General features: G+C 33.1%; 25 protein-coding genes. 21 read left to right on the forward strand and 4 right to left on the reverse strand.

Going from position 1 to position 24,521, the window contains the following annotated elements:
* Position 1: 1 nt before the first annotated feature.
* Positions 2-1,303, reverse strand: coding sequence for a branched-chain amino acid transport system II carrier protein (locus ACFWU4_RS01380; RefSeq protein WP_411124124.1), 1,302 nt, complete (start codon positions 1,301-1,303; stop codon positions 2-4).
* Entirely contained in the window at positions 1,304-2,854 is a 1,551-nt protein-coding gene (locus ACFWU4_RS01385) for a serine hydrolase (protein ID WP_411124126.1), read from the reverse strand.
* 93 nt (positions 2,855-2,947) lie between these two features.
* Here ACFWU4_RS01385 and ACFWU4_RS01390 point away from each other — a divergent pair, with 93 nt between their 5' ends.
* Positions 2,948-3,724, forward strand: coding sequence for an alpha/beta fold hydrolase (locus ACFWU4_RS01390; RefSeq protein WP_411124128.1), 777 nt, complete (start codon positions 2,948-2,950; stop codon positions 3,722-3,724).
* Between the two features lie 621 nt (positions 3,725-4,345).
* On the opposite strand, the gene thiL is transcribed toward ACFWU4_RS01390, so the two are convergent.
* Positions 4,346-5,392 (reverse strand): thiamine-phosphate kinase, encoded by a 1,047-nt coding sequence (gene thiL / locus ACFWU4_RS01395; RefSeq protein WP_411124130.1) that lies wholly within the window; start codon positions 5,390-5,392, stop codon positions 4,346-4,348.
* Positions 5,393-5,500: 108 nt separating this feature from the next.
* Between thiL and ACFWU4_RS01400 the strand changes: the two genes are divergently transcribed.
* The 19 genes from ACFWU4_RS01400 (at position 5,501) to ACFWU4_RS01490 (ending at position 22,053) form a co-directional block, all read left to right on the forward strand.
* Positions 5,501-6,946, forward strand: a complete 1,446-nt coding sequence (locus ACFWU4_RS01400; RefSeq protein WP_411124132.1) for a choice-of-anchor B family protein — start codon at positions 5,501-5,503, stop codon at positions 6,944-6,946.
* Between the two features lie 4 nt (positions 6,947-6,950).
* A complete protein-coding gene (locus tag ACFWU4_RS01405) occupies positions 6,951-8,285 on the forward strand; it encodes a hypothetical protein (protein ID WP_411124134.1) in 1,335 nt (444 codons plus the stop codon).
* Positions 8,286-8,292: 7 nt separating this feature from the next.
* A complete protein-coding gene (locus tag ACFWU4_RS01410; protein ID WP_411124136.1) occupies positions 8,293-9,096 on the forward strand; it encodes an MbnP family protein in 804 nt (267 codons plus the stop codon).
* A gap of 45 nt (positions 9,097-9,141) precedes the next feature.
* Positions 9,142-10,155 carry a cytochrome-c peroxidase gene (locus tag ACFWU4_RS01415; protein WP_411124138.1) on the forward strand — a complete coding sequence of 338 codons (1,014 nt, stop codon included), beginning with the start codon at positions 9,142-9,144 and terminating at the stop codon, positions 10,153-10,155.
* 585 nt (positions 10,156-10,740) lie between these two features.
* Positions 10,741-10,974: a hypothetical protein gene (locus ACFWU4_RS01420; RefSeq protein ID WP_411124140.1), complete on the forward strand. Its 234-nt coding sequence runs from the start codon at positions 10,741-10,743 to the stop codon at positions 10,972-10,974.
* Between the two features lie 114 nt (positions 10,975-11,088).
* Positions 11,089-11,418 (forward strand): HesB/IscA family protein, encoded by a 330-nt coding sequence (locus tag ACFWU4_RS01425; RefSeq protein WP_411124142.1) that lies wholly within the window; start codon positions 11,089-11,091, stop codon positions 11,416-11,418.
* Between the two features lie 15 nt (positions 11,419-11,433).
* Positions 11,434-12,882: a Fe-S cluster assembly protein SufB gene (sufB, locus tag ACFWU4_RS01430; RefSeq protein WP_411124144.1), complete on the forward strand. Its 1,449-nt coding sequence runs from the start codon at positions 11,434-11,436 to the stop codon at positions 12,880-12,882.
* Between the two features lie 9 nt (positions 12,883-12,891).
* Entirely contained in the window at positions 12,892-13,773 is an 882-nt protein-coding gene (locus tag ACFWU4_RS01435) for an N-acyl homoserine lactonase family protein (RefSeq protein ID WP_411124145.1), read from the forward strand.
* The gene (locus tag ACFWU4_RS01440) at positions 13,773-14,183 is read left to right on the forward strand and encodes a hypothetical protein (protein ID WP_411124146.1); all 411 of its coding nucleotides are present in this window, start codon (positions 13,773-13,775) and stop codon (positions 14,181-14,183) included. Before ACFWU4_RS01435 ends, ACFWU4_RS01440 begins: the two co-directional genes overlap by 1 nt.
* 4 nt (positions 14,184-14,187) lie before the next feature.
* Positions 14,188-14,940: a Fe-S cluster assembly ATPase SufC gene (sufC, locus tag ACFWU4_RS01445; protein WP_411124148.1), complete on the forward strand. Its 753-nt coding sequence runs from the start codon at positions 14,188-14,190 to the stop codon at positions 14,938-14,940.
* A gap of 65 nt (positions 14,941-15,005) precedes the next feature.
* Positions 15,006-16,319, forward strand: coding sequence for a Fe-S cluster assembly protein SufD (gene sufD / locus ACFWU4_RS01450; RefSeq protein WP_411124150.1), 1,314 nt, complete (start codon positions 15,006-15,008; stop codon positions 16,317-16,319).
* Positions 16,320-16,327: 8 nt separating this feature from the next.
* Positions 16,328-16,645 carry a hypothetical protein gene (locus tag ACFWU4_RS01455; protein ID WP_411124152.1) on the forward strand — a complete coding sequence of 106 codons (318 nt, stop codon included), beginning with the start codon at positions 16,328-16,330 and terminating at the stop codon, positions 16,643-16,645.
* Positions 16,646-16,656: 11 nt separating this feature from the next.
* Complete coding sequence (locus ACFWU4_RS01460) at positions 16,657-17,871, forward strand: aminotransferase class V-fold PLP-dependent enzyme (RefSeq protein ID WP_411124154.1); 1,215 nt, start codon at positions 16,657-16,659, stop codon at positions 17,869-17,871.
* Positions 17,872-18,035: 164 nt separating this feature from the next.
* On the forward strand, positions 18,036-19,091 hold the full coding sequence (locus ACFWU4_RS01465) for a M43 family zinc metalloprotease (RefSeq protein ID WP_411124156.1): 1,056 nt from the start codon (positions 18,036-18,038) through the stop codon (positions 19,089-19,091).
* A 105-nt stretch (positions 19,092-19,196) separates the two neighbouring features.
* Positions 19,197-19,721, forward strand: a complete 525-nt coding sequence (locus ACFWU4_RS01470) for a hypothetical protein (RefSeq protein ID WP_411124158.1) — start codon at positions 19,197-19,199, stop codon at positions 19,719-19,721.
* 33 nt (positions 19,722-19,754) lie between these two features.
* Positions 19,755-20,177: a SufE family protein gene (locus tag ACFWU4_RS01475; RefSeq protein ID WP_411124160.1), complete on the forward strand. Its 423-nt coding sequence runs from the start codon at positions 19,755-19,757 to the stop codon at positions 20,175-20,177.
* Between the two features lies 1 nt (position 20,178).
* Positions 20,179-20,505, forward strand: a complete 327-nt coding sequence (locus ACFWU4_RS01480) for a DUF59 domain-containing protein (RefSeq protein ID WP_411124162.1) — start codon at positions 20,179-20,181, stop codon at positions 20,503-20,505.
* Position 20,506: 1 nt separating this feature from the next.
* Positions 20,507-21,013: a DUF2480 family protein gene (locus ACFWU4_RS01485; RefSeq protein WP_411124164.1), complete on the forward strand. Its 507-nt coding sequence runs from the start codon at positions 20,507-20,509 to the stop codon at positions 21,011-21,013.
* Between the two features lie 131 nt (positions 21,014-21,144).
* Positions 21,145-22,053, forward strand: coding sequence for a DUF3078 domain-containing protein (locus ACFWU4_RS01490; protein ID WP_411124166.1), 909 nt, complete (start codon positions 21,145-21,147; stop codon positions 22,051-22,053).
* A gap of 47 nt (positions 22,054-22,100) precedes the next feature.
* Here ACFWU4_RS01490 and hflX read toward each other — a convergent pair whose 3' ends face one another.
* Positions 22,101-23,312, reverse strand: coding sequence for a GTPase HflX (gene hflX / locus ACFWU4_RS01495; protein ID WP_411124168.1), 1,212 nt, complete (start codon positions 23,310-23,312; stop codon positions 22,101-22,103).
* Between the two features lie 72 nt (positions 23,313-23,384).
* On the opposite strand from hflX, the gene ACFWU4_RS01500 reads away from it, so the two are divergent.
* Positions 23,385-24,347 carry an endonuclease/exonuclease/phosphatase family protein gene (locus tag ACFWU4_RS01500; protein ID WP_411124170.1) on the forward strand — a complete coding sequence of 321 codons (963 nt, stop codon included), beginning with the start codon at positions 23,385-23,387 and terminating at the stop codon, positions 24,345-24,347.
* The last annotated feature ends 174 nt before the right edge of the window (positions 24,348-24,521 follow it).

The following is a 24,521-nucleotide window of genomic DNA, read 5'->3' on the forward strand; positions in this document are numbered from 1 at the left end:
ATCAATCTATAGGTTTAGATTGTACAAAAGATGTAATTACTAAAGTCAATAATGCTGGTAAAACCCAACCTAAGCTATGTTTTGCTAAAGGCATATAATTCATTATATCTGTTAATTTATTTGAAGGGCTAATAAAACCAATGACATCTGGAAGACTAAAAATAAATGTCACCAAAACCACAACTCTAAAAACGAAAGGTGTTGCTATATGTTCTGGCAATACATTTAAAATAATTAATACAATGGTTATGGGATAAATAAATAAAAGTACAGGATAAGCAATTACGATTATAGAATGAAAATCTAATTGTCCTACTCCAACTCCTGCAATACAAGCTATAATAGCTGTTGCAAAATACACTGTCTGTGATTTGTTGAATAATCCTCTAAAATAATCTGCCGCTCCTGCAACTATACCAATCGCTGTTGTAAAACAGGCTAAAGAAATAAGAATGCTAAGAATTGTGTTTCCAAAAGTACCTAAAGCTGCTATACTTATACCTCTTAATAAACTAGCACGCTGCATGTCGCTACTCAACTCTGAATTGACTTCAATCTCAGATCCATAATAAGCTCCTACAGAAATTAAGCCAGCATAAATTATAAATAAACCTGTACCAGCTATAAATCCTGATTTTCTAATTAATCTACGTTTAGAATCAAACGCACTAACTTTCATGTTTTTAAAGTTTAAGGAGATAATAATCACGGCACCTACTACAACTGCTCCGATAGCATCAAAAGTTTGATAACCTTCTAATATACCTGAAACAATTGGTGTTTCAATATTTGAAATGCCTGTTGTAAAGCCTGAAGAAGATAACCCAATACCTATAACTAACAATAACATAATTACTATAAACGGCGTTAAAAACTTTCCTATTAAATTCAAAATTTTTGAACGGTTTAATACAAAAACTAGTACCAATGAGAAGTAAATAGCACTGGTTAACAAAGGGCTTGTGCCAAAGATTGGATGAATAGCAATTTCGTGCGTTGCAGCTGCTGTTCTTGGTGACGGAATAGCAACAGAAATTACGTAAATAAGTATGCAATATATAGAACTAAATAATGGAGAGACCTTTTTACCAAAATCGAACAATGTACCCTGAAGTTTGGCATGTGCTAAAATCCCAATAATAGGAATTACAACAGCAGTAATCATAAAACCTATAGTAACCCAAAGCCAATTTTCGCCTGCATTATATCCTAATAATGGCGGTAGTAACAAATTGCCTGCCCCAAAAAACAAAGAAAATAAAGCAAAACTTGTAACTAAAAGTTCTTTACGTTGAATGTTCACTTAGTTTCTTTTTTTGAGTTCTAAATCGTGAAAATCGAAACTAAAATCAGTAATCGGCGCAATGTATTTCATAGTTGCTGAAATACCATTTCCTTTTTCGTCGAAGGTGAATTGTACAAAAACATCTGCATCATAGCTTCTGTCATTCCATTTCGCTATGTACGTTGTTGCGTTATATGGTAAAAGGTCTCCGAATAATCTTGGAGAACGCTTACAAGCTATACTATATTTTAATCCATCATGAGCAATCGTAATATCACCAAACCAATCGTCTGTATATGTACCAACGATTTGCTCAGGTTTTGGTAGTGTTGAACTGCCTTTTATTTTATCTACTTTGTTATAAACCTCTGCCTTTATACTGTCGTTATATTTAAGGTAATCTGCATTACGATTACCATAATTTTCTATCCAATTTCTGTTTTCATAGCCTAAGTACGAATCCTTGATGGTGTTTGTAATTGTATTAAATGCAGAACCATTCATTTGATTTGTCAGAACAACAATCGCTAAATCTAAATCTGGAATCATAGTAAATTGGGTTACCGTTCCTAACAATCCACCTGTATGATAAACCTGTTTATGTCCTCCTTTTACGTCTGTTAAAAACCAGCCTAAACCGTAACCTCTAAAATTAGAATCGTAACTGTCATTTGCTCTTACATTTAATGGAGTTTGTATTTGCCATAACTCATGAAACAAATTTTTATCTAACAAACGATCTCCACTTTCTGTAACAGCATCATTCATTAAAAATTTGGCCCAAGCCATCATGTCGTGCACATTACTTACTATACCACCAGCAGCATTGGCTGTTTCACTCCAGTCGTGCGGAATTTGAATCACCTTACCTTCTGCTCTTGTGTGAGCATCGATAATATTAGATCTATCGGTGACTCTATTATAAGAAGCTTTGCTGTTTTTCATTCCAACAGGCTTCATTATTTTTGTTTCAATAAAATCCTCCCAAGGCAAACCACTAACACGTTTTAAAACTTCACCTGCAATAATGAACATATTATTGTTGTAAGCGAATTTGCTTCTAAAAGAGGTTTCTGGCTCTAAATATCTTACGTTATTGATAACATCCTGAACATTAAAATCGTTGCCTTCTGGAAAAAACATTAAATCTCCTGCACCTAATCCCATTCCACTTCTGTGCGTTACCAAATCTCGGACTTTGAAATTTTCGGTTACCCAAGGGTCATTTAATTGAAATTCTGGAATGTATTTTCTAACAGGATCATCCCAATTTAATTTCCCAGCATCGACCATCATAGCCAACGCAAAGCAGGTAAAACCTTTGCTATTTGAAGCGACACCAACTAAGGTATTATCATTCATTTCTTTTTTTGTAGTTAATGAACGTAAACCATGTCCCTTTGCATAGACTTCTTCTCCGTCCTTAAATACACCAACCGAAATTCCTGGTACATCAAAAGTCGATAATGTTTCTTGTATGAGCTTATCGAGTTCTACTTCTTCTATTTGGGCACTTGCCGTTATACTAGTAAAGAGTATAAGAAATAATAATAAACGCTTTAAAATCATGTGATTCCTAGTTTAAATTGAAAGTACTCAAATATACTAAAATGTTAGGATGAAATAACTCTCAAATTAACATCAAAATATATCTTTGCAAGTATGACTTTAGATTATAAAAACATAAAAATTAATTACGAGAAAAAAGGTAAAGGTCCTGCTGTTGTTTTACTTCATGGGTTTTTAGAAAATTTAAATATGTGGGACACAATTTTGCCTGTTTTGTCTAAAAATCATCTAATTATAAATATTGACTTATTAGGCCATGGTAAAACAGGCTCCTTAGGTTATATACATACCATGGAAGATATGGCTGAAGCTGTTATAGCTGTTTTGGATCACCATGAGATTAACACAGCATATTTTGCAGGTCATTCTATGGGTGGTTATGTTGCTTTAGCTCTAGCAGAAAAAGATCCTCATCGAATAAATAGTTTATGTTTAATAAATTCGACTTTTGAAGCTGACGATACTGAAAGAAAAAAAATTAGAAAAAGGGCTATAAAAATGGCACATACTAATTATGAAAGTTTAGTTAGTTTATCATTCTCAAATCTATTTGTTATTGAAAGTAAATTAAAGTTTAAAAAAGAGTACAATACAGCTTTAAAACAAGCCTTAAAAACTACTGTTCAAGGTTATATAGCGGCTCAAGAAGGCATGACTTTGAGACCTAATCGTTTTGAAATATTTAAGAACATAAAAGGCAAAACACTAGTTGTAACAGGTAAAAAGGATACTTTAATTAATTCGATCAAAATTAAAAAACAAATTGAAAAAACTTTTATTATACATAAAGAACTACCTGGTGGACACATGAGCCATATTGAAAGTTTTTCAGAATTAACTTACATTTTAAAACGTTTTATCGAAAAATAAAACGTTTTAGCGTTTATTATTCATGTATTTAATAAATTTAGCTTTCAAAACAAGAACTAGCATAAAAAAATCTACATGACCCCTACTAAAATCTACTGTGACTTTTTCGGTCACAACTACCATGTAACAAAAAAAGTGACAAGACATGTTAAAGAATATACTTGTAAATGCTGCAAGAAACAGTTAACTACAAATAGTAACGGAAAATTAACGGAACTTACCCCTAAGTTTAAAGACATAAATTCTACACTCGAGCGTATTTATAATAACAGAGTAATGCGTTCAAAGCAAAAAACAATCAGTTCATCGATTTATTAAATGTTAACAACTTGTGAACAACTTGTTTTCTTATATTTAGATCCCTATAAAAATTAATCCCTTTTTTAAGACTAACAAGTTAAATGAAAAATGTTTATTGTTCTCTCTTTGGTCACGATTACAAAGTGTCCAAAAACGTGACATATCATGTCAGAGAATACAAATGCAAAAACTGCAAATCGGAAATGACTATTGACGGAAATGGAAAATTTATTCCATTAACCCCAAAATTTAAGGAAATTAATTCAGTTTTAAATCGTGTTCATTTAAAACGCTTAGAGCGAGGACAAAAGATATTAATGGTTAACTCTTAAGAGCATTCCACCCCTTTGCTATAATTGGTATTTTTTCCTCACCTCTAGTTACCAAATGCATACCTCTGTCTTCTTCTGTCATGTAGCCAATTACAGTTAAGTTTGGATTACCCTTTATTTTTGGAAAATCTTCTTGAGATATTGTCATCAATAATTCATAATCTTCACCTCCATTTAGCGCAATGGTAGTACTATCTATATTAAATTCCTCGCACGTAGAAATAACTTGAGGATCTAGTGGTATTTTATTCTCATAAACATCTGCACCTACTTTACTCTGCTTACACAAGTGTATAATTTCTGAAGACAAACCGTCGCTTATATCAATCATACTTGTTGGCCTAACCTCTAATTGCTTTAACAACTCTATAATATCCTTGCGCGCTTCTGGCTTTAATTGACGCTCAATGATGTAAGTGTACATAGATAAATCGGGCTGAGAATTTGGGTTTACTTTAAAGACCTCCTTTTCTCTTTCTAAAATTTGTAAGCCCATATAAGCACCACCAATATCGCCAGTAACAACCAATAAGTCATTTGCTTTTGCACCAGAACGCAATACAGCATTGTCTTTTTCAACTTCACCCAGCGCAGTTACAGAAATAATGAGTCCAGAGGTTGAAGAAGTAGTGTCGCCACCAACTACATCGATATTATAAAATTCAGCAGCAGCAGCAATCCCAGCGTATAATTCTTCTAACGCTTCTAATGGAAAACGATTTGAAACGGCAATAGAAACAGTAACCTGTGATGCATTGGCGTTCATAGCATAAACATCAGATAAGTTAACGATGATTGCCTTGTATCCTAAATGTTTTAGAGGTACATAACTCAAATCAAAATGTACGCCTTCAACCAATAAATCAGTCGTAACAACAACTTGCTTTTTTCCGTAACTTAATACAGCAGCATCATCACCTATACTTTTAATTGTGGACTTTTTATTCACTTTAAAATGTTCAGTGAGATGTTCAATGAGTTTAAACTCTCCTAATTCGCTCAAAGGTGTTCGTTGTGGATTCTTATCTTCAATCATTCTGCAAAAATATTGTGCTTTTATTAAATATTAATGGATTCTTCTCGTTATTTAAAGTAACGTTAAATTTCATAATTTAAATTTAACGTAAATTGCTAAAAAAAGATTATGAAATTACAACCCCTAAACGCTATACTTAGGCTTTTTTTCTTGTGCCTATTTATCGCATGCTTTAGTTGTTCTGACGATGATGATGGCGATCGTAATATAGACACAGATAACGATGAATTTTTTGATGAAAATGACAATTGTCCACTAGTATCAAATATTGATCAACTAGACACTGATGGAGATGGACTTGGTGACGCTTGCGATGATGACGATGACGATGATGGCATTTTAGATAGTGATGATAATTGCCCAACATTTCCAAATCCAAATCAAGCAGATGATGATGGAGATGGTATAGGCAACCCGTGCGATGATGAAACAATAGTGCCTCAGTTTCCTTGTATTAATGGAATGGCAGACGGTAACCCATGTAGCGGTTTTGATTTAATGAGCCATATTCCTAATAGTGTTTTAGGTGGTTCTGGCGCAGAGGGTAATGATTCTTGGGGATGGACAGACCCAACAACCGGAAAAGAATACGCTTTAGTTTGTACAACATTCGGTACAGCTTTTGTTGATATGACAAATGCTGCCAACCCTATTTTATTAGGTAGACTTGCTACTGCTACTTCGCCAAGCCCTTGGCGAGATATTAAGACATTTAACGATCATGCATTTATTGTAAGTGAAGCACCTGGACATGGCATGCAAGTTTTTGACTTAACACGTTTAAGAAATGTTACCAACCCTCCAGAAACATTTACTGCAGATGCCTTATACACAGAGTTTGGCCGCGCGCACAATTTAGTTATTAATGAAGATAGTGGTTTTGCTTATGCTGTAGGCTCAGACACCTTTAACGGTGGTCCACATTTTATTAATATACAAAATCCAACTGCACCGATTGCTGCTGGAGGCTATGCTGATGATTCTTATTCGCATGATGCACAAGTCGTTACTTATAACGGTCCTGACCCTGACCATATTGGCAAAGAAATATTAATAGGAAGTAATGAAAATGAAATTGTTATTGTAGACGTTAGCGATAAAGCTAATCCTATTCAGATTTCTACAATGGGATATGCTAATATTGGATACACACATCAAGGTTGGTTTACTGAGAATATGGAGTATTTCTTGTTAGGTGATGAAATTGATGAAATTAATTTTGGATTAAACTCACGAACCATTGTTTTTGATTTTACAGATCTCGACAATCCTATGTTTCATATGAATTATTTAGGGCCTACTGCAGCCATAGACCATAATGGTTACGTTGTAGGTAATACATTCTATGTAGCAAATTATACAGCAGGACTTAGAGCTATTGACATTTCTAATATTAGCGCTGGGGTAATGACAGAAACTGGATTTTTTGATACCTATGTGCCAAATGACAATACGGCTTTTAATGGAGCTTGGAATATATATCCATTTTTTGAAAGTGGTAATATTGTAGTCAGTGATATAGATGGCGGTTTGTTTATTGTGAGACCAAACTAATATTATGCAAATCAAAAAAATTCCTTATTTCTACCATATTGGGCTGCTACTTTTATTATGTAATTGTAGTACTGATGACAATTCCCGTAATTCTGACCAAGGTAAAATAACCTTTGTAAAAACTCTTGGAGGAACAAACAATGATAGCGCACAATCCATTGTAGCTACAACTGACGGAGGCTATGTTATTTTAGGTTTTACTCAAAGTAATGATGGTGATATTTCCGATAAGCAAGATGAAAGTTTTGACTACTGGGTTCTAAAATTTGACGCAAAAGACGACTTACAATGGCAAAAAACGTATGGAGGTTCATTAGATGAAAGAGGAAGTTCTATTATACAAACGCAAGATGGTGGTTACGCTATTTTAGGCTTTAGTTTTAGCAGCGATAGTGATGTCACAAACAATGCAGGTTTGCAAGATTATTGGTTGGCAAAATTAGATATCAATGGCAATATAATTTGGCAGAAATCGTATGGTTTTCAAGGTGCAGATTCGGGTACTTCAATAATTCAAACAGATGACCAAGGCTATTTAATTACTGGCGTTTTAGACGTTACTGCTTCTGGTGGAGAGGGTAATACATCTCGAAATGCTAACAGACACGCTGGTGGAGATTACTGGGCGCTAAAATTAGATGCTTCGGGTACTATAGAATGGAGTCGTTACTTTGGTGGAAACTTTACAGATACTCCAGAAGGAGTTGTTCAAACTAATGATAATGGATTTATTATTGTCGGAGGCTCAGACAGTGAAGATACTGATATAGCAAATAATAAAGGCACTTATGATTTTTGGGTAATTAAAATTTCTTCTTTGGGAGATTTAGTTTGGGAAAAATCATTTGGTGGCAGCCAGATTGATGAAGCTAGAGGAATTGTTAACTCAGGAGATGGAAATTATATTATTGCTGGTGATACTAGAAGCAGTGATAATGACGTTTCAACACATAAAGGCGCAGCAGATTTGTGGCTTATAAAAATTACACCAAATGGAGATTTAATTTGGGAGAAGACCTTTGGAGGCTCAAACTTTGATGTTGGGCGATCTATTACAAGCACTCAAGATAATGGATTCTTAATTACTGGAAGTTCTCGAAGTAATGATATAGATGTAGAAGAAAATAAAGGTCAAAACGATGCTTGGGTTCTGAAAGTAGATAACGATGGTAATTTACTTTGGGAAACTGCAGTGGGAGGTTCAAATATAGATTTTGCATACGGGATTGCGGAATTGAATGACCGTTCTATAATTGCTATTGGTGACACTGTAAGTAATGATGGTGATATTATTGAAAATAAAGGTTTTACTGATTTGTTAATAATAAAAATTGACTAGAGTAAGGATGAAAAGAACAAAAAATAGCTTAAGACTCACTAACTTAGTTTTAGTATTAGTCTTTACATTAAGCTCCTGCAGTGATACTGATGGTGTAGAAATAGTTACTCAAGTATCACCTACTTTTAATTTCACCCATAACTGGAATTCTCAATCGGTTACAAGTTCAGATTTTAATAATATCCAATTCACTAACGAAAATGGTGAAATACTTAGTATTGAAAGACTACGCTATGTTATATCAGACATAACATTTAGATCTACATCTGGAGAAGAACTAGTTCTAGACGGTTATAATTTAGTAGATCTTACTAATTCTAATGGTCTCAGTTATATGATCGATACACAAATCCCTATAGGAAATTATACTAATGTGTCTTTTACATTTGGCTTGGATAATGAAGATAATGCTGAAAATTATCTAGATTTAAACTCCGCATCTTTTAATGTACCAGACATGCTCGGTGGAGGTTATCACTATATGCAGTTTGATGGAAAATATTTAGATACAAACGCTAACGAACAAGGTTTTAATTATCATGCTATTAGAGCTGTAGATAATCCTGGTGCAAATCCCACTTTTCCTCAAGACACATTTTTCACTGTTAACTTAGGCCCTATAGCAGTTACCAATAATTCTCAAATTGAAGTGAAAGTTAATTTAGCAGAATGGTTTAAAAGCCCTAATATTTGGGACTTAAACACACTCAACCAAATGCTAATGCCTAATTCATCGGCACAAATTATGATGTATGAAAATGGCCAAAGCGTTTTCAGTTTAGGTTTAGTCTCAGAATCCATCGATAACTAAATGCAATTACGAAAGTTACATATCTGTATTGTTTTTTTACTTTGTTTGAATTGCTCAAATGAAGATACAGCTTACGAACCTACATCACAACCTTTAAACATCCCAGAGTTGTTTTTAGATAATATAGTTGCACCTATAATTCCTAACGATAATCCTCAAACTATTGAAGGAATTGCTTTAGGTAAACGCCTTTTTTTTGATAGAATTTTATCTAGTAATGGCACAAAAGCTTGTGCGTCTTGCCACTCTCCACAAACTGCATTTTCAGATAATTCTGCTACAAGCATAGGTGTTGATGGTATAGCAGGAAATAGAAACTCAATGCCACTATTTAATTTAGCATGGAATTATAGCGAGCGTTTTGCTTGGGATGGTAAAGAGTTAAGCTTAGAGCGTCAAGCTGAAGAACCTGTTCAAAACCCTATAGAAATGCACAGTGATTGGGATGCTGTAGTTGAAAGACTTCAAAATCACCCAGAATATCCAGAGTTATTTAATCTTGCTTTTAAAACACCAACTATTACAAAAGAATTAACCACAAAAGCTCTTGCGCAATTTGAGCGTACTTTAATATCCGCAAATTCAAAATTTGATAGATATTCTCTAGGAGAAGTGACGTTATCGGCTGAAGAATTAAATGGTTTAGATATTTTTCTAAGAGAAGATAAAGGTGATTGTTTTCATTGTCACGGAAATCCTAATAATCCACTTTGGACAGATAATGATTTTCATAATAACGGACTGGATGCTACATTTGAAGATCTAGGTTTAGGTGCCGTAACAGGAGACCCAAATGATAACGGTAAATTTCGTTCTCCTTCATTACGAAATCTAGCTTTCACAGCTCCTTACATGCACGATGGGAGATTTGCAACTTTAGATGCCGTTATAAATCATTACAGCGAAGGACTCCAGAATTCAGCCACTATAGATCCATTGATGAAACAAATAAATCAAGGAGGTGTGCAGTTAACAACTCAAGAGAAACAAGATTTAAAAGCTTTTCTATTATCATTGTCTGACCCTTCGTTTATAAATAATTCTAACTTTCAAAACTAATTTTGTAAGAATATTCTATTGAAATTATGTATTTCAACGAATAATTAAGTGTCTTTAACTTTGTTACGACACAAAATTACTAACTTTTAATTCCTAATTTATTTTTATGAAACCTACTTCGAATAAGGCATTATCTTGCGATGTGCTCGGTCATAATTATGTGAAAATAAAATCTAATTATGAGCGCAGAATCGAGCTTAGATCTTTAAATTGTTATAAAAAAGTTACAACAGGTTTTTTAGGCAACTTTGATTACAATAATCTAGCTAACAAGAACACTCGTGCCACCTCGCGACGATCGTTTTATTTGAATTTACAACAAGCCAAACCAAATTTCTCTTTGTATAAATAGAGTATTTAAGAGTTTAATTTTATTTAAAATTGAGCAGAAGTAATGATCAGTCAAAATCAATAGATATATCCAAACGTTACAATTAATAGGTATATCCAAACATTTTTATATGTGATAATATCGTATCAAAATGTACAGTATACAAACTGCAATTTAATTGAATTTGACTTATGATAAGTATTGTGCGATTTCGTTTACCTAAATTGGACTAAGTCATTTAATAAGAAAAAGTTATGAGAAAGTTAAACAAAGTAATACCATGTGCTGTTTTTGGACATAACTACATTAAAATAAAAACCTACGTTGACTATACTTCTAAATTATGTTGTCAAAATTGCGGAACTATAATTAAAACAGACCAAAAAGGGAACTTTAAAGAAACTGTTTTGCCAAGTAAAGATGTACAACGCCTGATTTACAAATTATATAGCATCAAGCGCCGATTAAATAGTCTTAATGCAAATTGATTTCCCATAACTAAAGACTATCAAATCATATCCTAATATAATGTTAGGTTATATGGTAAAAAGAGACTTATATCGTATCTTTGCACTCTATTTAGAGTAAAACTAAATAAGATTATGATAAAAGTTTCTGATACAGCTAAAAAGAAAGTCGTTGAGTTAATGACTGACGACGGCTTTAACCCAATTACAGACTATGTTAGAGTGGGTGTAAAAAGTGGTGGTTGTTCTGGTCTATCTTATGACTTAAAATTTGACAACGCCAAGGAGGATGAGGACAAAGTTTTTGAAGACAATGACGTAAAAATCATAGTTGACAAAAAAAGTTTCTTATATCTTATAGGAACTACATTAGAATATTCTGGTGGATTAAACGGAACAGGTTTCGTGTTTAATAATCCTAATGCTAACCGTACATGTGGTTGTGGTGAATCTTTTTCACTTTAAAAAATAAAAATAAAGATGTCAAAATATACTGAAGACGATTTAAGGGAAGAATTAAAAACCAAAGAATACGAATATGGTTTTTTTACAGATATTGAATCTGAAACATTTCCTGTAGGCTTAAATGAAGATATCGTTCGTGCAATTTCTAAGAAAAAAGAAGAGCCAGAATGGATGACAGCATGGCGACTCGATGCATTTAAAGTTTGGAAAGAAATGACTGAGCCAGAATGGGCAAATGTCAATTATAAAAAACCAGATTTTCAGGCTATTGCTTATTATTCTGCTCCCGTCGCTGTTGATCCTAATAAAACTTTAGACGATGTAGACCCTGATCTTTTAGCAATGTATAAAAAGTTGGGTATATCAGTGGACGAGCAAAAGAAGATGAACAACATAGCGATGGATATCGTTGTGGATTCTGTTTCTGTGGCAACAACATTTAAAAAGACGCTAGAAGAAAAGGGAATAATCTTTATGAGTATTTCTGAAGCTATTAAAGAGCATCCAGAACTTGTAAAAAAATATATCGGTACAATTGTACCAACCAAAGATAATTTCTATGCCGCTCTAAATTCGGCTGTATTTAGTGATGGATCGTTCTGTTATATCCCAAAAGGCGTAAAATGCCCAATGGAATTATCAACTTATTTCAGAATTAACCAAGGCGGTACTGGGCAATTTGAGCGGACACTTCTTATTGCCGATGAAGATAGCTATGTGAGTTATTTAGAAGGTTGTACCGCACCAAGTAGAGAGGAAAATCAATTACATGCTGCAGTTGTAGAACTGATTGCTATGGATGGTGCAGAAATAAAATACTCAACAGTACAAAACTGGTTCCCAGGAACTGCAGAAGGTAAAGGTGGAGTTTATAACTTTGTAACTAAAAGAGGTCTTTGTGAAAAAAATGCAAAAATATCTTGGACACAAGTTGAAACAGGATCTGCAGTAACATGGAAATACCCTTCATGTATTTTAAAAGGAGATAATTCTGTAGGTGAATTCTATTCAATTGCCGTTACTAACAATTATCAGCAAGCAGATACAGGTACAAAAATGATTCACTTAGGTAAGAATACGAAGTCAACAATAATTTCTAAAGGTATTTCTGCTGGCAAATCACAAAACTCATATAGAGGTTTAGTTCAGATTGGTTCACGAGCAGATAATGCACGTAATTTTTCGCAATGTGACAGTTTATTAATGGGCAATGAATGTGGTGCACACACATTTCCGTATATAGAAGCTAAAAATAAAACAGCACAAATAGAACACGAGGCTACAACCAGTAAAATTGGTGAAGATCAAATCTTTTATTGCAACCAACGTGGTATCGATACTGAAAAAGCTATTGCATTAATTGTAAATGGATTTAGCAAAGAAGTATTGAATAAATTACCTATGGAATTTGCTGTTGAAGCACAAAAATTATTAGAGATTAGCTTAGAAGGATCAGTAGGATAAAACATCAAAATGAAAAATATACTCATAATATTGCTTCTTGCCATTAGTTTCACTTCTTGTAAAGATTTTAAAGAAGGTGTACAAGATGGTTACAACGATGCTAAAGCTGAGGCAGAAGCAGAAACAGTAAACGGTGTTAAATTATACACTCTAGATGGAGGGACAGTAAAAGCGAATATGCTTCAGATTTTTTCACAAGACACAACTTATCAAGGGCAATCAAAGACTTTTGCAGATGCATTTTATATTATAGAACATCCTAAAGGACGTTTGCTTTGGGATGCTGGTTTAGCAGAAGGACTTGTAGGTCAAGAACCTTTTACAACGCCAAATGGAGCTTTTACGGTATCGCGTAAAGATTCTGTTGTAACCCAATTAAAACAATTAAATCTAACACCAGACGACTTCGATTATATAGCATTATCTCATACACATTTCGATCACTCTGGTTCGGCGTCAAAGTTTGCTAATGCTACTTGGCTCGTGCAAGAAACTGAATATAATTTTATTACAAGTGAAGAACAAAAACAAGGTGATAATTACCCAGCAATAGCTAATCTAACCAAGGTTAAGACTCTTAAAGGCGATTTTGATGTTTTTGAGGACGGTTCTGTTATTATAAAATCAATGCCAGGTCATACACCAGGTCATCAAGTTTTATTTTTGAAATTAAAAGATGCTGGTAATATTTTATTGACTGGAGATTTGTATCATTTTCAAGAGAATAGAGACAGTAAAGGAGTTCCTAGTTTTAACTACGATGTCGATGCCACTTTAAAGAGTATGGATTTGTTTGAGGACTTAGCGAAAAAAACAAATGCAGATGTTTACATTCAGCACAGTACCGCTGACTTTAATAGATTACCAAAATATCCTAAATATCTAAACTAATGCTAAAAAATATATTAATAGTTCTATTGTGTACCTTAAGTTTTACCTCATGTAAAAATGAAACTAAAACTGAAGTAAACTTAGAAGAAAATCGTTCAAAGTCATACGATGCAAATGACGGTTTTGTAACCATGAGAGGTGAATTTGTTTACTTTGATGATGCAGCCGTTTTTCAAACTGCGACAGAAATTTATGGTGTAGTAGTGGACGAAAACATGCACAAACTAGAAGAACAGGTTAAAGCATTTAAAGAAGAACCAACAGATATGGTGCCTGTGACTGTTAGAGTTAGAAAGTTTGAAAAAACTGGCACAGAAGAAGGTTGGCAATACCGCGTAGAGATTAAAGAAATATTAAAGGTGGAAGCACCGAATCGCAATAAAGAAGACGTTATAAAACTTGGAAATTAAGACTATGTTAAAAATAAACAACTTACATGCAAGTGTAGAAGACAAAGGTATTTTAAGAGGAATTAACTTAGAAGTTAAAGCTGGTGAGGTACATGCTATTATGGGACCGAATGGTTCTGGGAAAAGTACTTTAGCTTCTGTAATTGCTGGGAAAGAAGAGTATGAGGTTACTGAAGGTAATATTTTACTCAATGGTGAAGATATTGAAGAATTAGCAGCAGAAGAACGCGCGCACAAGGGTGTGTTTTTATCATTTCAATATCCTGTAGAGATTCCTGGCGTTAGTGTTACTAACTTTATGAAAACAGCAATTAACGAAACCCGTAAGGCTAAAGGTTTAAAGGATATGCCAGCAAAAGATATGCTTAAACTAATCCGTGAAAAATCTGAAATGTTAGAGATTGATCGTAAATTTTTGTCACGCTCATTAAATGAAGGTTTTTCTGGTGGAGAGAAAAAGCGAAATGAAATTTTTCAGATGGCGATGTTAGAGCCTAAATTAGCCATTTTAGATGAAACAGATTCAGGATTAGACATAGATGCACTTCGTATCGTATCTAACGGAGTTAATAAGCTAAAATCTAAGGATAATGCTGTCGTAGTTATTACGCATTATCAACGTTTATTAGATTACATAGTGCCAGATTATGTGCATGTTTTACTTAATGGAAAGATTGTAAAATCCGGAACAGCAGAACTAGCTCATGAGTTAGAGGCTAAAGGTTATGATTGGATTAAACAAGAAGTAGGAGCATAAAATCAGTTTTCAGTCACAGTTCAAAATAAGCAACTAACGACCAACAAAAAACGACTAGTAACAAAATGGATTTAAAAGATAAATTAGTGTCCTCATTCATGGCTTTTGAAAATACATTAAATGTAGATTCACCTGTTCACGAGATCAGAACTGAAGCTATAAAAGCTTTTGAAAATGAAGGCTTTCCTACAAAAAAGGAAGAAGCTTGGAAATATACTTCCTTAAATTCAGTTTTAAAACATGATTATAGTGTTTTTCCGAAGCATGAAAATGCGCTTGAATTTAAAGATGTAAAAAAATATTTCATTCATGAGATTGATTCTTATAAAATAATTTTCATCGATGGGAAATACTCTTCTCATTTATCGCAAACAACACATGACGGGATAGATGTTTGCTTAATGTCAGCAGCTTTAACACAACCTAAATATCAATTAATAATTGAAAATTATTTCAATAAAATTGCGCCTAAAGATGGATTATCATCTCTAAATACTGCCTTTTCTGCAGAGGGAGCGTATATTCATATACCAAAGAATAAATTGGTTAATAAACCAATTCAAATTATACATTTCTCTACCGGAAATGAAGCAGCCTTAATGCTTCAACCTCGTAATTTAGTTGTAGTAGACGAAAATTCTCATGTTCAGATTATAGAACGCCATCAAAGCCTTACGGATAATCCTGTTTTAACAAACAGTGTTACTGAAATTTTCGCCAATAAGCGTGCTATTGTAGACTATTATAAAATTCAGAATGATAACGAAAATGCGTCTTTAATTGACAATACTTTTGTAAATCAAAAGCAAGAAAGTCATGCAAAAGTGCATACCTTTTCTTTCGGTGGTAAGTTGATTAGAAATAACCTCAACTTCTACCAAAATGGAGAGCGCATAGATTCTACAATGAAAGGCATTACAATTATTGGTAATAAACAGCATGTAGATCATAATACATTAGTTCATCATATAGAACCGAACTGCGAAAGTCATCAAGATTATAAAGGAATTTTTGATGATAGTTCTACAGGTGTATTTAATGGAAAGGTTGTTGTTAACAAAGAGGCTCAAAAAACAAACGCATTCCAAGCTAATAACAATATTTTAATTAGCGATAAAGCTAGCATAAACACAAAACCGCAACTAGAAATTTTTGCAGATGATGTAAAATGTTCTCACGGTTGTACTATTGGTCAGTTAGATGACAGTGCTATGTTTTATTTACGCTCGCGTGGCATACCAGAAAAGGAAGCCAGAGCTTTATTAATGTTTGCGTTTAGTAATAATGTCTTAGACTCGGTTAAAATACCTGAAATTAAAAATAGAATCACTAAAATTATTGCGAACAAATTAGGTGTAAATATTGGATTTGATTTGTAGATTATATTATGAATATCCTAGAAATAAGTATAAAGAGTTTTATTAAAATAATTCTTATTTGTTTAGGAGTAATTGTCTTATTATCGTCTGTATATTATTTAACTGCTGGTGGCTTTTTTGATGGCTTTTTATTAACCTTCATGGGCTTAGCCTTCACCTATTTAGTTTTAATTCTTATTGTCCTTTTATTTCGATTAATTACTGATTTATTGATGAAAAGAAAACAGGGTCTTATACTTATGTCTATTACTTTAGTTGCAGCAATATCAATAGGTCTGTTTTTATTCAAATCTATTTTTGAAATTTTATTAAAATTTCAAAACTAAACCTATACCAAATGTTAGATATAAAATCCATAAGAAAAGATTTTCCAATCCTTCAGCGTGAAGTCAATGGGAAACCCCTCATATATTTCGATAATGCTGCCACGTCACAAACACCGCAGCAAGTAATTGATGTCATTGTAGATTACTACACTAATTACAACGCAAATATTCATAGAGGAGTACATAGCCTAAGCCAAGAAGCTACAGATGCTTATGAACAAGCTCGGATAAAAATTCAAACTCATTTTAATGCCAAACACGCTTACGAAATTATTTATACAGCAGGCACAACCCATAGTATTAATTTAGTTGCAAACGGATTTTCGTCATTATTAAAGAAAGGAGACGAAATCTTAGTATCTGCACTAGAGCATCACAGTAATATCGTTCCGTGGCAAATGATGTGCGAACGTACAGGTGCAACGTTAAAGGTTATTCCTATGAATTTAAATGGTGAGTTAATTGTTTCAGAATTTAATTCACTCCTTAATGAAAATACAAAACTTGTATTTGTCAATCATATATCTAATGCTTTAGGCACCATAAATCCTATAGAGCATATAATAAAAGAAGCACATAAAGTTGGTGCAGCTGTATTAGTAGACGGCGCACAATCTTGCCCTCATCTAAAACCAGATGTACAAGCCTTAGACGTAGATTTCTACGTATGTTCTGCACATAAAATATGTGGTCCAACAGGTATTGGTATGCTATATGGCAAAGAAGAGTGGTTAAAGAAACTACCGCCTTATCAAGGAGGTGGCGAAATGATTGCTGAGGTTTCTTTTGAAAACACAACGTATGCAGATTTACCACATAAGTTTGAAGCAGGTACACCAAATATTTGTGGTGGTATTGCTTTTGGTGCAGCTGTAGATTATATGAATAGTATTGGTTTTAAAGATATAGCTGCATACGAAAATGAACTTTTAAAATATGCTACCGAACAGTTAAATCAAATTGAAGATTTAAAAATTTACGGAACGGCAACAAACAAAACATCGGTAATTTCTTTTAATGTCGGCACTATACATCCATATGATATAGGTACCATTTTAGATAAAATGGGTATCGCAGTGCGCACAGGGCATCATTGTGCTCAGCCTATTATGGATTTTTATAAAATTCCTGGAACTATAAGAGCGTCTTTTATGTTTTATAATACCAAAGAAGAAATCGACAGCTTTATTGCTTCACTAAAAAAAGCAATTATGATGCTGTCATAACATCTAATTTGTTAACTGATAGTAACTTAATTAAAAAACACCTTCTATGGGTGTTTTTTAATTTTGCACTTTATCGAAAAAATTTAAAATTTCTGTTAATTTTTGTTAAATTATTAATTATTTGCAATATTTTCGAGTGAATTTTAACAAAACACTAATTTTTTATGAAAAAATCTATTTTTTGCTTAGCTGTGATTGCTTTGCTATTTACAGGTTGTAACAAAGATCAAAGTCAAGATGAAATCCAAGAACAAAATATTGACATGAGTGATTTCTATGTTTATACTGACCCGGTAGAATCTGGAACAGCTGACAGAGTCGCTAATAACAAAAACTGTAGTTCTATGGAGGTTTTAAACCGTCAACTTAATGATAATCCTGGCTTATACCAAAGAATGTACAACGCAGAATTGCATACAAGACGATTTATAAATAGTAAAAAACCTGATGGTGCTGGGAACGGGAACGGCAATGGCAATGGCGGTGGTGACGGTGGTGATGGAGGCGGAACTCCAGTGGACGATGGATTAGGGCAGATTCAAATTCCTGTTTATGTCTATGTGATCTACGCAAATAATTCTCAAAATATTTCCGATGCTCAAGTCAACTCTCAAATAGATGTTTTAAATGCCGATTTTAATGACACTAATTATAGTGGTGCATTTTACGCAGACCGTGGAGCAGATGTTGGAATTACTTTTTTAGACGCTGTTATTGATAGAAGAGCAAATTCAACTACATCATGGGGAACTAATAATGCCGTTAAATCTGTATACCCAGCACAACCTGGTTATTTAACAATGTGGGTTGCTAATATTGGTGGAGGCATTTTAGGATATGCACAATTTCCAGGTGGTAATGCATCAACCGATGGAATTGTAGTTTCACCTCAATATTTTGGGGATACTGGCACAGCTACAGCTCCTTTTGATGGTGGACGTACAACAACTCATGAAGTTGGTCACTGGTTAAACTTGCGTCATATTTGGGGAGATGGTAGATGTAACAGAGATGATTTTGTTGATGATACACCAAAATCTGATCGTCCTAATTATGGATGCCCAGGTTCAATAACTCACTGTAGATCAATTGATATGGTTGAAAATTATATGGATTATACAGATGATGTTTGTATGGAATTATTTTCGGAAGGTCAAAAAACAAGAATGCGTGCTCTTTTTGCTCCAGGTGGTGCAAGAGATGAATTTTCAGGTATCTAATATTAATCTTAATATTATAAAAAGGCGCTATTTTAGCGCCTTTTTACATTTTGGCACAGATTTCGATTATAAAAAAGTAATATCTTTATCTATAATATAAAAAATATGAAATTTTTATTTAGCTTAATAACACTTATAATGCTTACAGAATCTTGTAATACGCCAAAAGAGGTTGTTGAAAATTCTAAAGAGACAGAGGCCATTGCTTCTAAACCAAGTCGAGAAATTTCAACCACAAAAAGTGATATTGTTAAAGATAATTACACCAAAACCATAATTACCTATAAAGCGTTATCTAGAGGAACTTATGAGTACATAGAAGTCTCTGAGGCAGAGGTAAGAGTTTCTTCTGATAGAAACTTAAAAAATATTGATACTTATACCTGTAGATCTTCTGACTGGTTGGAATTAGAAAAACTTCTTAAAAACATAGACACAGGCAGCCTTGATAAGTTAAAAGCACCAACTGACAAACGCTTATTTGATGGAGCTGCGCATGCAACATTATCAATTCTTATGGGAGATGTTATAATGATGACGCCATCATTTGATCATGGTTATCCTCCTGAAGAAATAAAAGCACTAGTTAATAAAGTGTTATCTATCAAGGAAAATTCTGCTAAACACTAGCTATTTTGTAATTTTACATAAAAGAATTAGACTATGACTATTGAAGATATTCAAAACGAGATTGTAGATGAGTTTTCTATGTTTGAAGACTGGGAAGAGCGTTATCAATATATGATAGATCTTGGAAAAACATTACCTCTAATTGATGAAAAATATAAAACTGAAGATCATATCATAAGAGGTTGTCAAAGTAAAGTATGGGTACATGCCAAAATGGAAGAAGACAAAATAGATTTTACTGCAGATAGCGACGCCATAATCACAAAGGGTATTATAGCTATTCTCATTCGAGTGTTTTCTAATCAGAACCCGAAAGCAATAATAGAAGCAAATACAGACTTTATTGACAAAATCGGGTTAAAAGAACACTTATCACCAACCCGAGCAAATGGCCTTGTGAGTATGATAAAACAATTAAAGATGTATGCTATTGCATATCAAACACAATTAAATTAAAATGAGCGAAGTTACTATAGATACTAACGTTTTAGGAGATAAAATTGTCAGAGTATTAAAAACTATTTACGATCCTGAAATACCTGTAGACATCTATGAATTAGGATTAATTTACGATGTCTTAGTTAATGAAGATTATGATGTTAAGATTCTAATGACATTAACAACCCCAAATTGTCCTGTTGCAGAAACATTACCTTTAGAGGTTGAAGAAAAAGTAAAATCTATTAATGAAGTGAAGGATGCAGAAGTAGAAATTACTTTTGATCCGCCCTGGACGCAAGATTTAATGAGCGAAGAAGCTAAATTAGAGCTTGGCATGCTATAATATGGCAGAAGAAATAATAAATAGAGTTGCTAATAGTAAACTTAAAGTCATTGATTTAGAGGACTACTATCCTCCCGGAGATCGTGTGTTATTTGATATTAAAGATTGGCTTTTAGAGGGTCTAGTTCTTCGCGAAAAAGAATTTAGACAATTAGTTTCTAAGCACGATTGGTCACAATACAAAGATTCTTACGTTGCTCTATACTGTTCTACTGATGCTATTGTACCAGATTGGGCTTATATGCTTATTACAATTCAACTTCAAAATATTTCAAAGCTCACAGTCATCGGTTCCTTAAATTTTTTAGAATCGGTATTATATACTGCAATAATCTCAAATCTCAATATATCAATATATAAGGATATGCCAGTGATTATAAAAGGTTGCTCAAATAAGCCAGTACCTTCTAATGCTCTTGTTTTACTGTCTCAACGTTTAAAACCAGTTGCAAAGTCCATAATGTTTGGAGAAGCGTGTTCTTCAGTACCATTGTATAAAAGAAAATAAAATGTGACTTTTAATGATATAAAAGGTCTTACATAATGAAGGTTTCATTAGAGAAGATTTTCTTTTTGAAATCAATAAAACTTATATTTGCATTTTAATAACAACTTTGGTTTACTAAATTTTAATTGATTATGAACAAAAAATTACTTTTATCAGCATTCTTAATGTTTGCCATAACTATCGGTTTTTCGCAAACAAAAGAAGAATTAGAGACTCAAAAAGCTGAGAAACAAGCTGAAGCAGACAAGTTTCAAGGAGAAGCTGATGCTTTACAAGCTCAAATAGATGCTTTACCGGGCTGGAGAACAGGTGCATTTGGTACTATTGGTGGTAGCTTATCTAACTTTAACAATTGGTTTGCTCAAGGTACTCCAAATAATGCTTCTGGAAACATAGGTGTAACTGTTAACGCCTTTGCTAATAAAATTGAAGATAAATACTTCTGGAGAAATTCTCTTACTGCTAATTTAAATTGGGTAAAGTTAGATAATAAAGACATTGATACAGACAGTGATGATTTTAACCCTGTTACTGACGTATTTAATTTATCTTCTCTTTACGGTTATAAATTAAGTGATAAGTGGGCTGTTTCTGCTTTAGGAGAATACAGAACAACATTATTAGATAATTTTAACGATCCTGGATTCTTAGATATCGGTGTTGGTGCCACATGGACTCCTTTAGATAATTTAATTGTGGTTATTCACCCATTAAACTATAATTTTGTTTTTGCTGAAAATGATGCAGCTTTCGAATCTTCTGCAGGTGCTAAAATTGTAGCGGACTATACAAGACAATTTGGTGCAATTGCATTTAAATCTAACTTTTCAACATTTCAGAGTTACAAGTCTAGCGACTTATCTAACTGGACATGGACAAACTCATTTAGCTATACTTTATGGAAAATGATTGGTGTTGGTTTTGATTTTGCTTTAAGAAGCAATCAACAAGAGGCAGCAAACTTTCAAGGTGTAAATTTAGCAGATGCTGATAACAAAGTACAATCTTATTATACTATTGGACTAAGCTACGCTTTCTAATAAAAAATGAAATTAAAAAAAGAGGTCTAAAACTAGACCTCTTTTTTTTATTCAATATCCTTAACATCTGGATATAAGAAATGATTATACGGAAAACGCGTTACATGTATTTCTCTTACTTCTTTATACACTCGTTTTCTAAACTCGTCTAAGTTCTCTTTATTTAATGCAGAGATAAATAAAGCATTGTCTCCTACTCTAGCCATCCAAGTGTTTTTCCATTCTTCAATAGTAAAATTCGCTTCTGTTTTTTCTACTATTAAATCCTCCTCGTCATACGGTTCTGCTTCGTAAGCATCAATTTTATTAAAAACCATTATAGTAGGTTTATCTTTACTTTCAATCTCATCTAAAATTTGATTTACAGAATCGATATGTTCTTCAAAATTAGAATGTGATATATCTACAACATGTAACAACAAATCAGCCTCCCTCACCTCATCTAAAGTACTTTTAAAAGAATCTACTAGTTGCGTTGGCAACTTTCTAATAAAACCAACTGTATCACTTACTAAAAAGGGTAAGTTGCCTATGACCACTTTTCTAACAGTAGTGTCTAAAGTAGCAAAGAGTTTGTTTTCTGCAAACACGTCACTCTTACTAATTACATTCATTAAGGTTGATTTACCAACATTAGTATAACCAACCAACGCAACTCTCACCATTTTTCCACGATTACCGCGCTGAACAGCCATTTGCTTATCTATAGTTTTAATCTTCTTTTTTAATAAAGAAATTTTATCGCGTACAATCCTCCTATCTGTTTCAATTTCTGTTTCTCCAGGACCACGCATTCCAATACCACCTTTTTGCCGTTCAAGGTGAGTCCACATACCTTTAAGTCTTGGTAGTAAATATTCACACTGAGCCAACTCTACTTGCGTTCTGGCATAACTAGTCTGAGCGCGTTGGGCAAAAATATCGAGTATTAGATTTGTTCTATCTAAAATTTTACAATTAAGTATCTTACTAATATTACGTTCTTGAGCAGGTGATAATTCATCATCAAAAATTACAGTTCCAATATGATTGTCTTTAACGTAATGCATTACATCATCCATTTTCCCGGTACCTATAAACGTTTTAGGGTTAGGTGTAGACATTTTCTGTGTATAGCGTTTTACAACTTCACCTCCTGCAGTAAAAGTCAAAAACTCCAACTCATCTAAATATTCTTTAGATTGTTCTTCATCTTGGTTTTGCGTAACGATACCTATAAGTACAACTTTCTCTAGATCAATATTTTTTTTCTCTATCATAAATAAACTAAAGTGCAAAGTTACGCAAATGTGATATTCTAAATACGCTTTAAAAACTCTATATTTAAGCCCATGAATAATTTCACCAAAACTTATACCCTTGCATTCTATAACATAGAGAACTTATTTGATTTAGAAAATGATCCATTAACTAATGATGATGATTTTCTACCAACTTCTAGAAAAAGATGGACTCCTAAAAGATACGAGAATAAATTGCGCAAACTAGGTGACGTTATTTCTAAAATAGGAAAAACAAATTCTGAGATAGCGCCTATTCTTGTGGGACTGGCTGAAGTGGAAAACAAAAAAGTATTAACAGATTTAGTTAATAGCCAGCATCTTCTAGATGAAACATACAGCTATATTCATTATGACTCATCTGACGAAAGAGGTATTGATGTTGCTTTGCTCTATAAACCAGAGTTTTTTAAGGTAGAAAGTTCTGAAACTTTTTCTGTCTATTTACAAAATAAAGAAGGAGAACAAGATTATACTAGAGATATTCTTTTAGTGAAAGGTAAGCTAAATGGTGAAATTTTGCATGTCCTTGTTAATCATTGGTCTTCCAGAAGAGAAGGAGAAAAAGAAACTGAATTTAAAAGACTAGCAGCTGCAAAAAAAGCAAATTCATTAATCGCTAAATTGAAGATTGAGAACCCTGATGCTAAAATTATTGTTATGGGAGACTTTAATGATAACCCAAATAACAATAGTGTAAAATTAATAGAAACCAATAGTAACCTTTATAATCCATTTAAAACTATATGGTCTCAAGATAAAGGTAGTTTGAATCATAATTTTGAATGGAATTTATTTGATCAAATTTTATTTTCAACTAATTTCTTAAACTCGGATAAATCAGCTTTAACTTTTGACGAGGCGGATGTCTTTAATAGTAAATTTTTAACTCAATATCACGGAAAATATGAAGGACAACCCTTTAGAACCTATGTTGGAAAAAAATATAAAGGAGGTTACAGCGATCATTTCCCTATTTACGTGTGCTTAAAAATAAAGATTCTTAAAACTTAAACCCATTTATCGAGTAATACGGTAGTTAATCTATTATAACAATGTTAACATCTTGTTAATAGTCATTTTTTATATATTCGACTTGGTATAAAAAAAACGAATAACCATCGTAATTAATGCCATTTTTAGCCCCATCTTATCAATAATAAATCAAATCCTTTATAATCAATGTGT

The organism is Winogradskyella sp. PE311 (assembly GCF_046545555.1).
Classification (GTDB): domain Bacteria; phylum Bacteroidota; class Bacteroidia; order Flavobacteriales; family Flavobacteriaceae; genus Winogradskyella.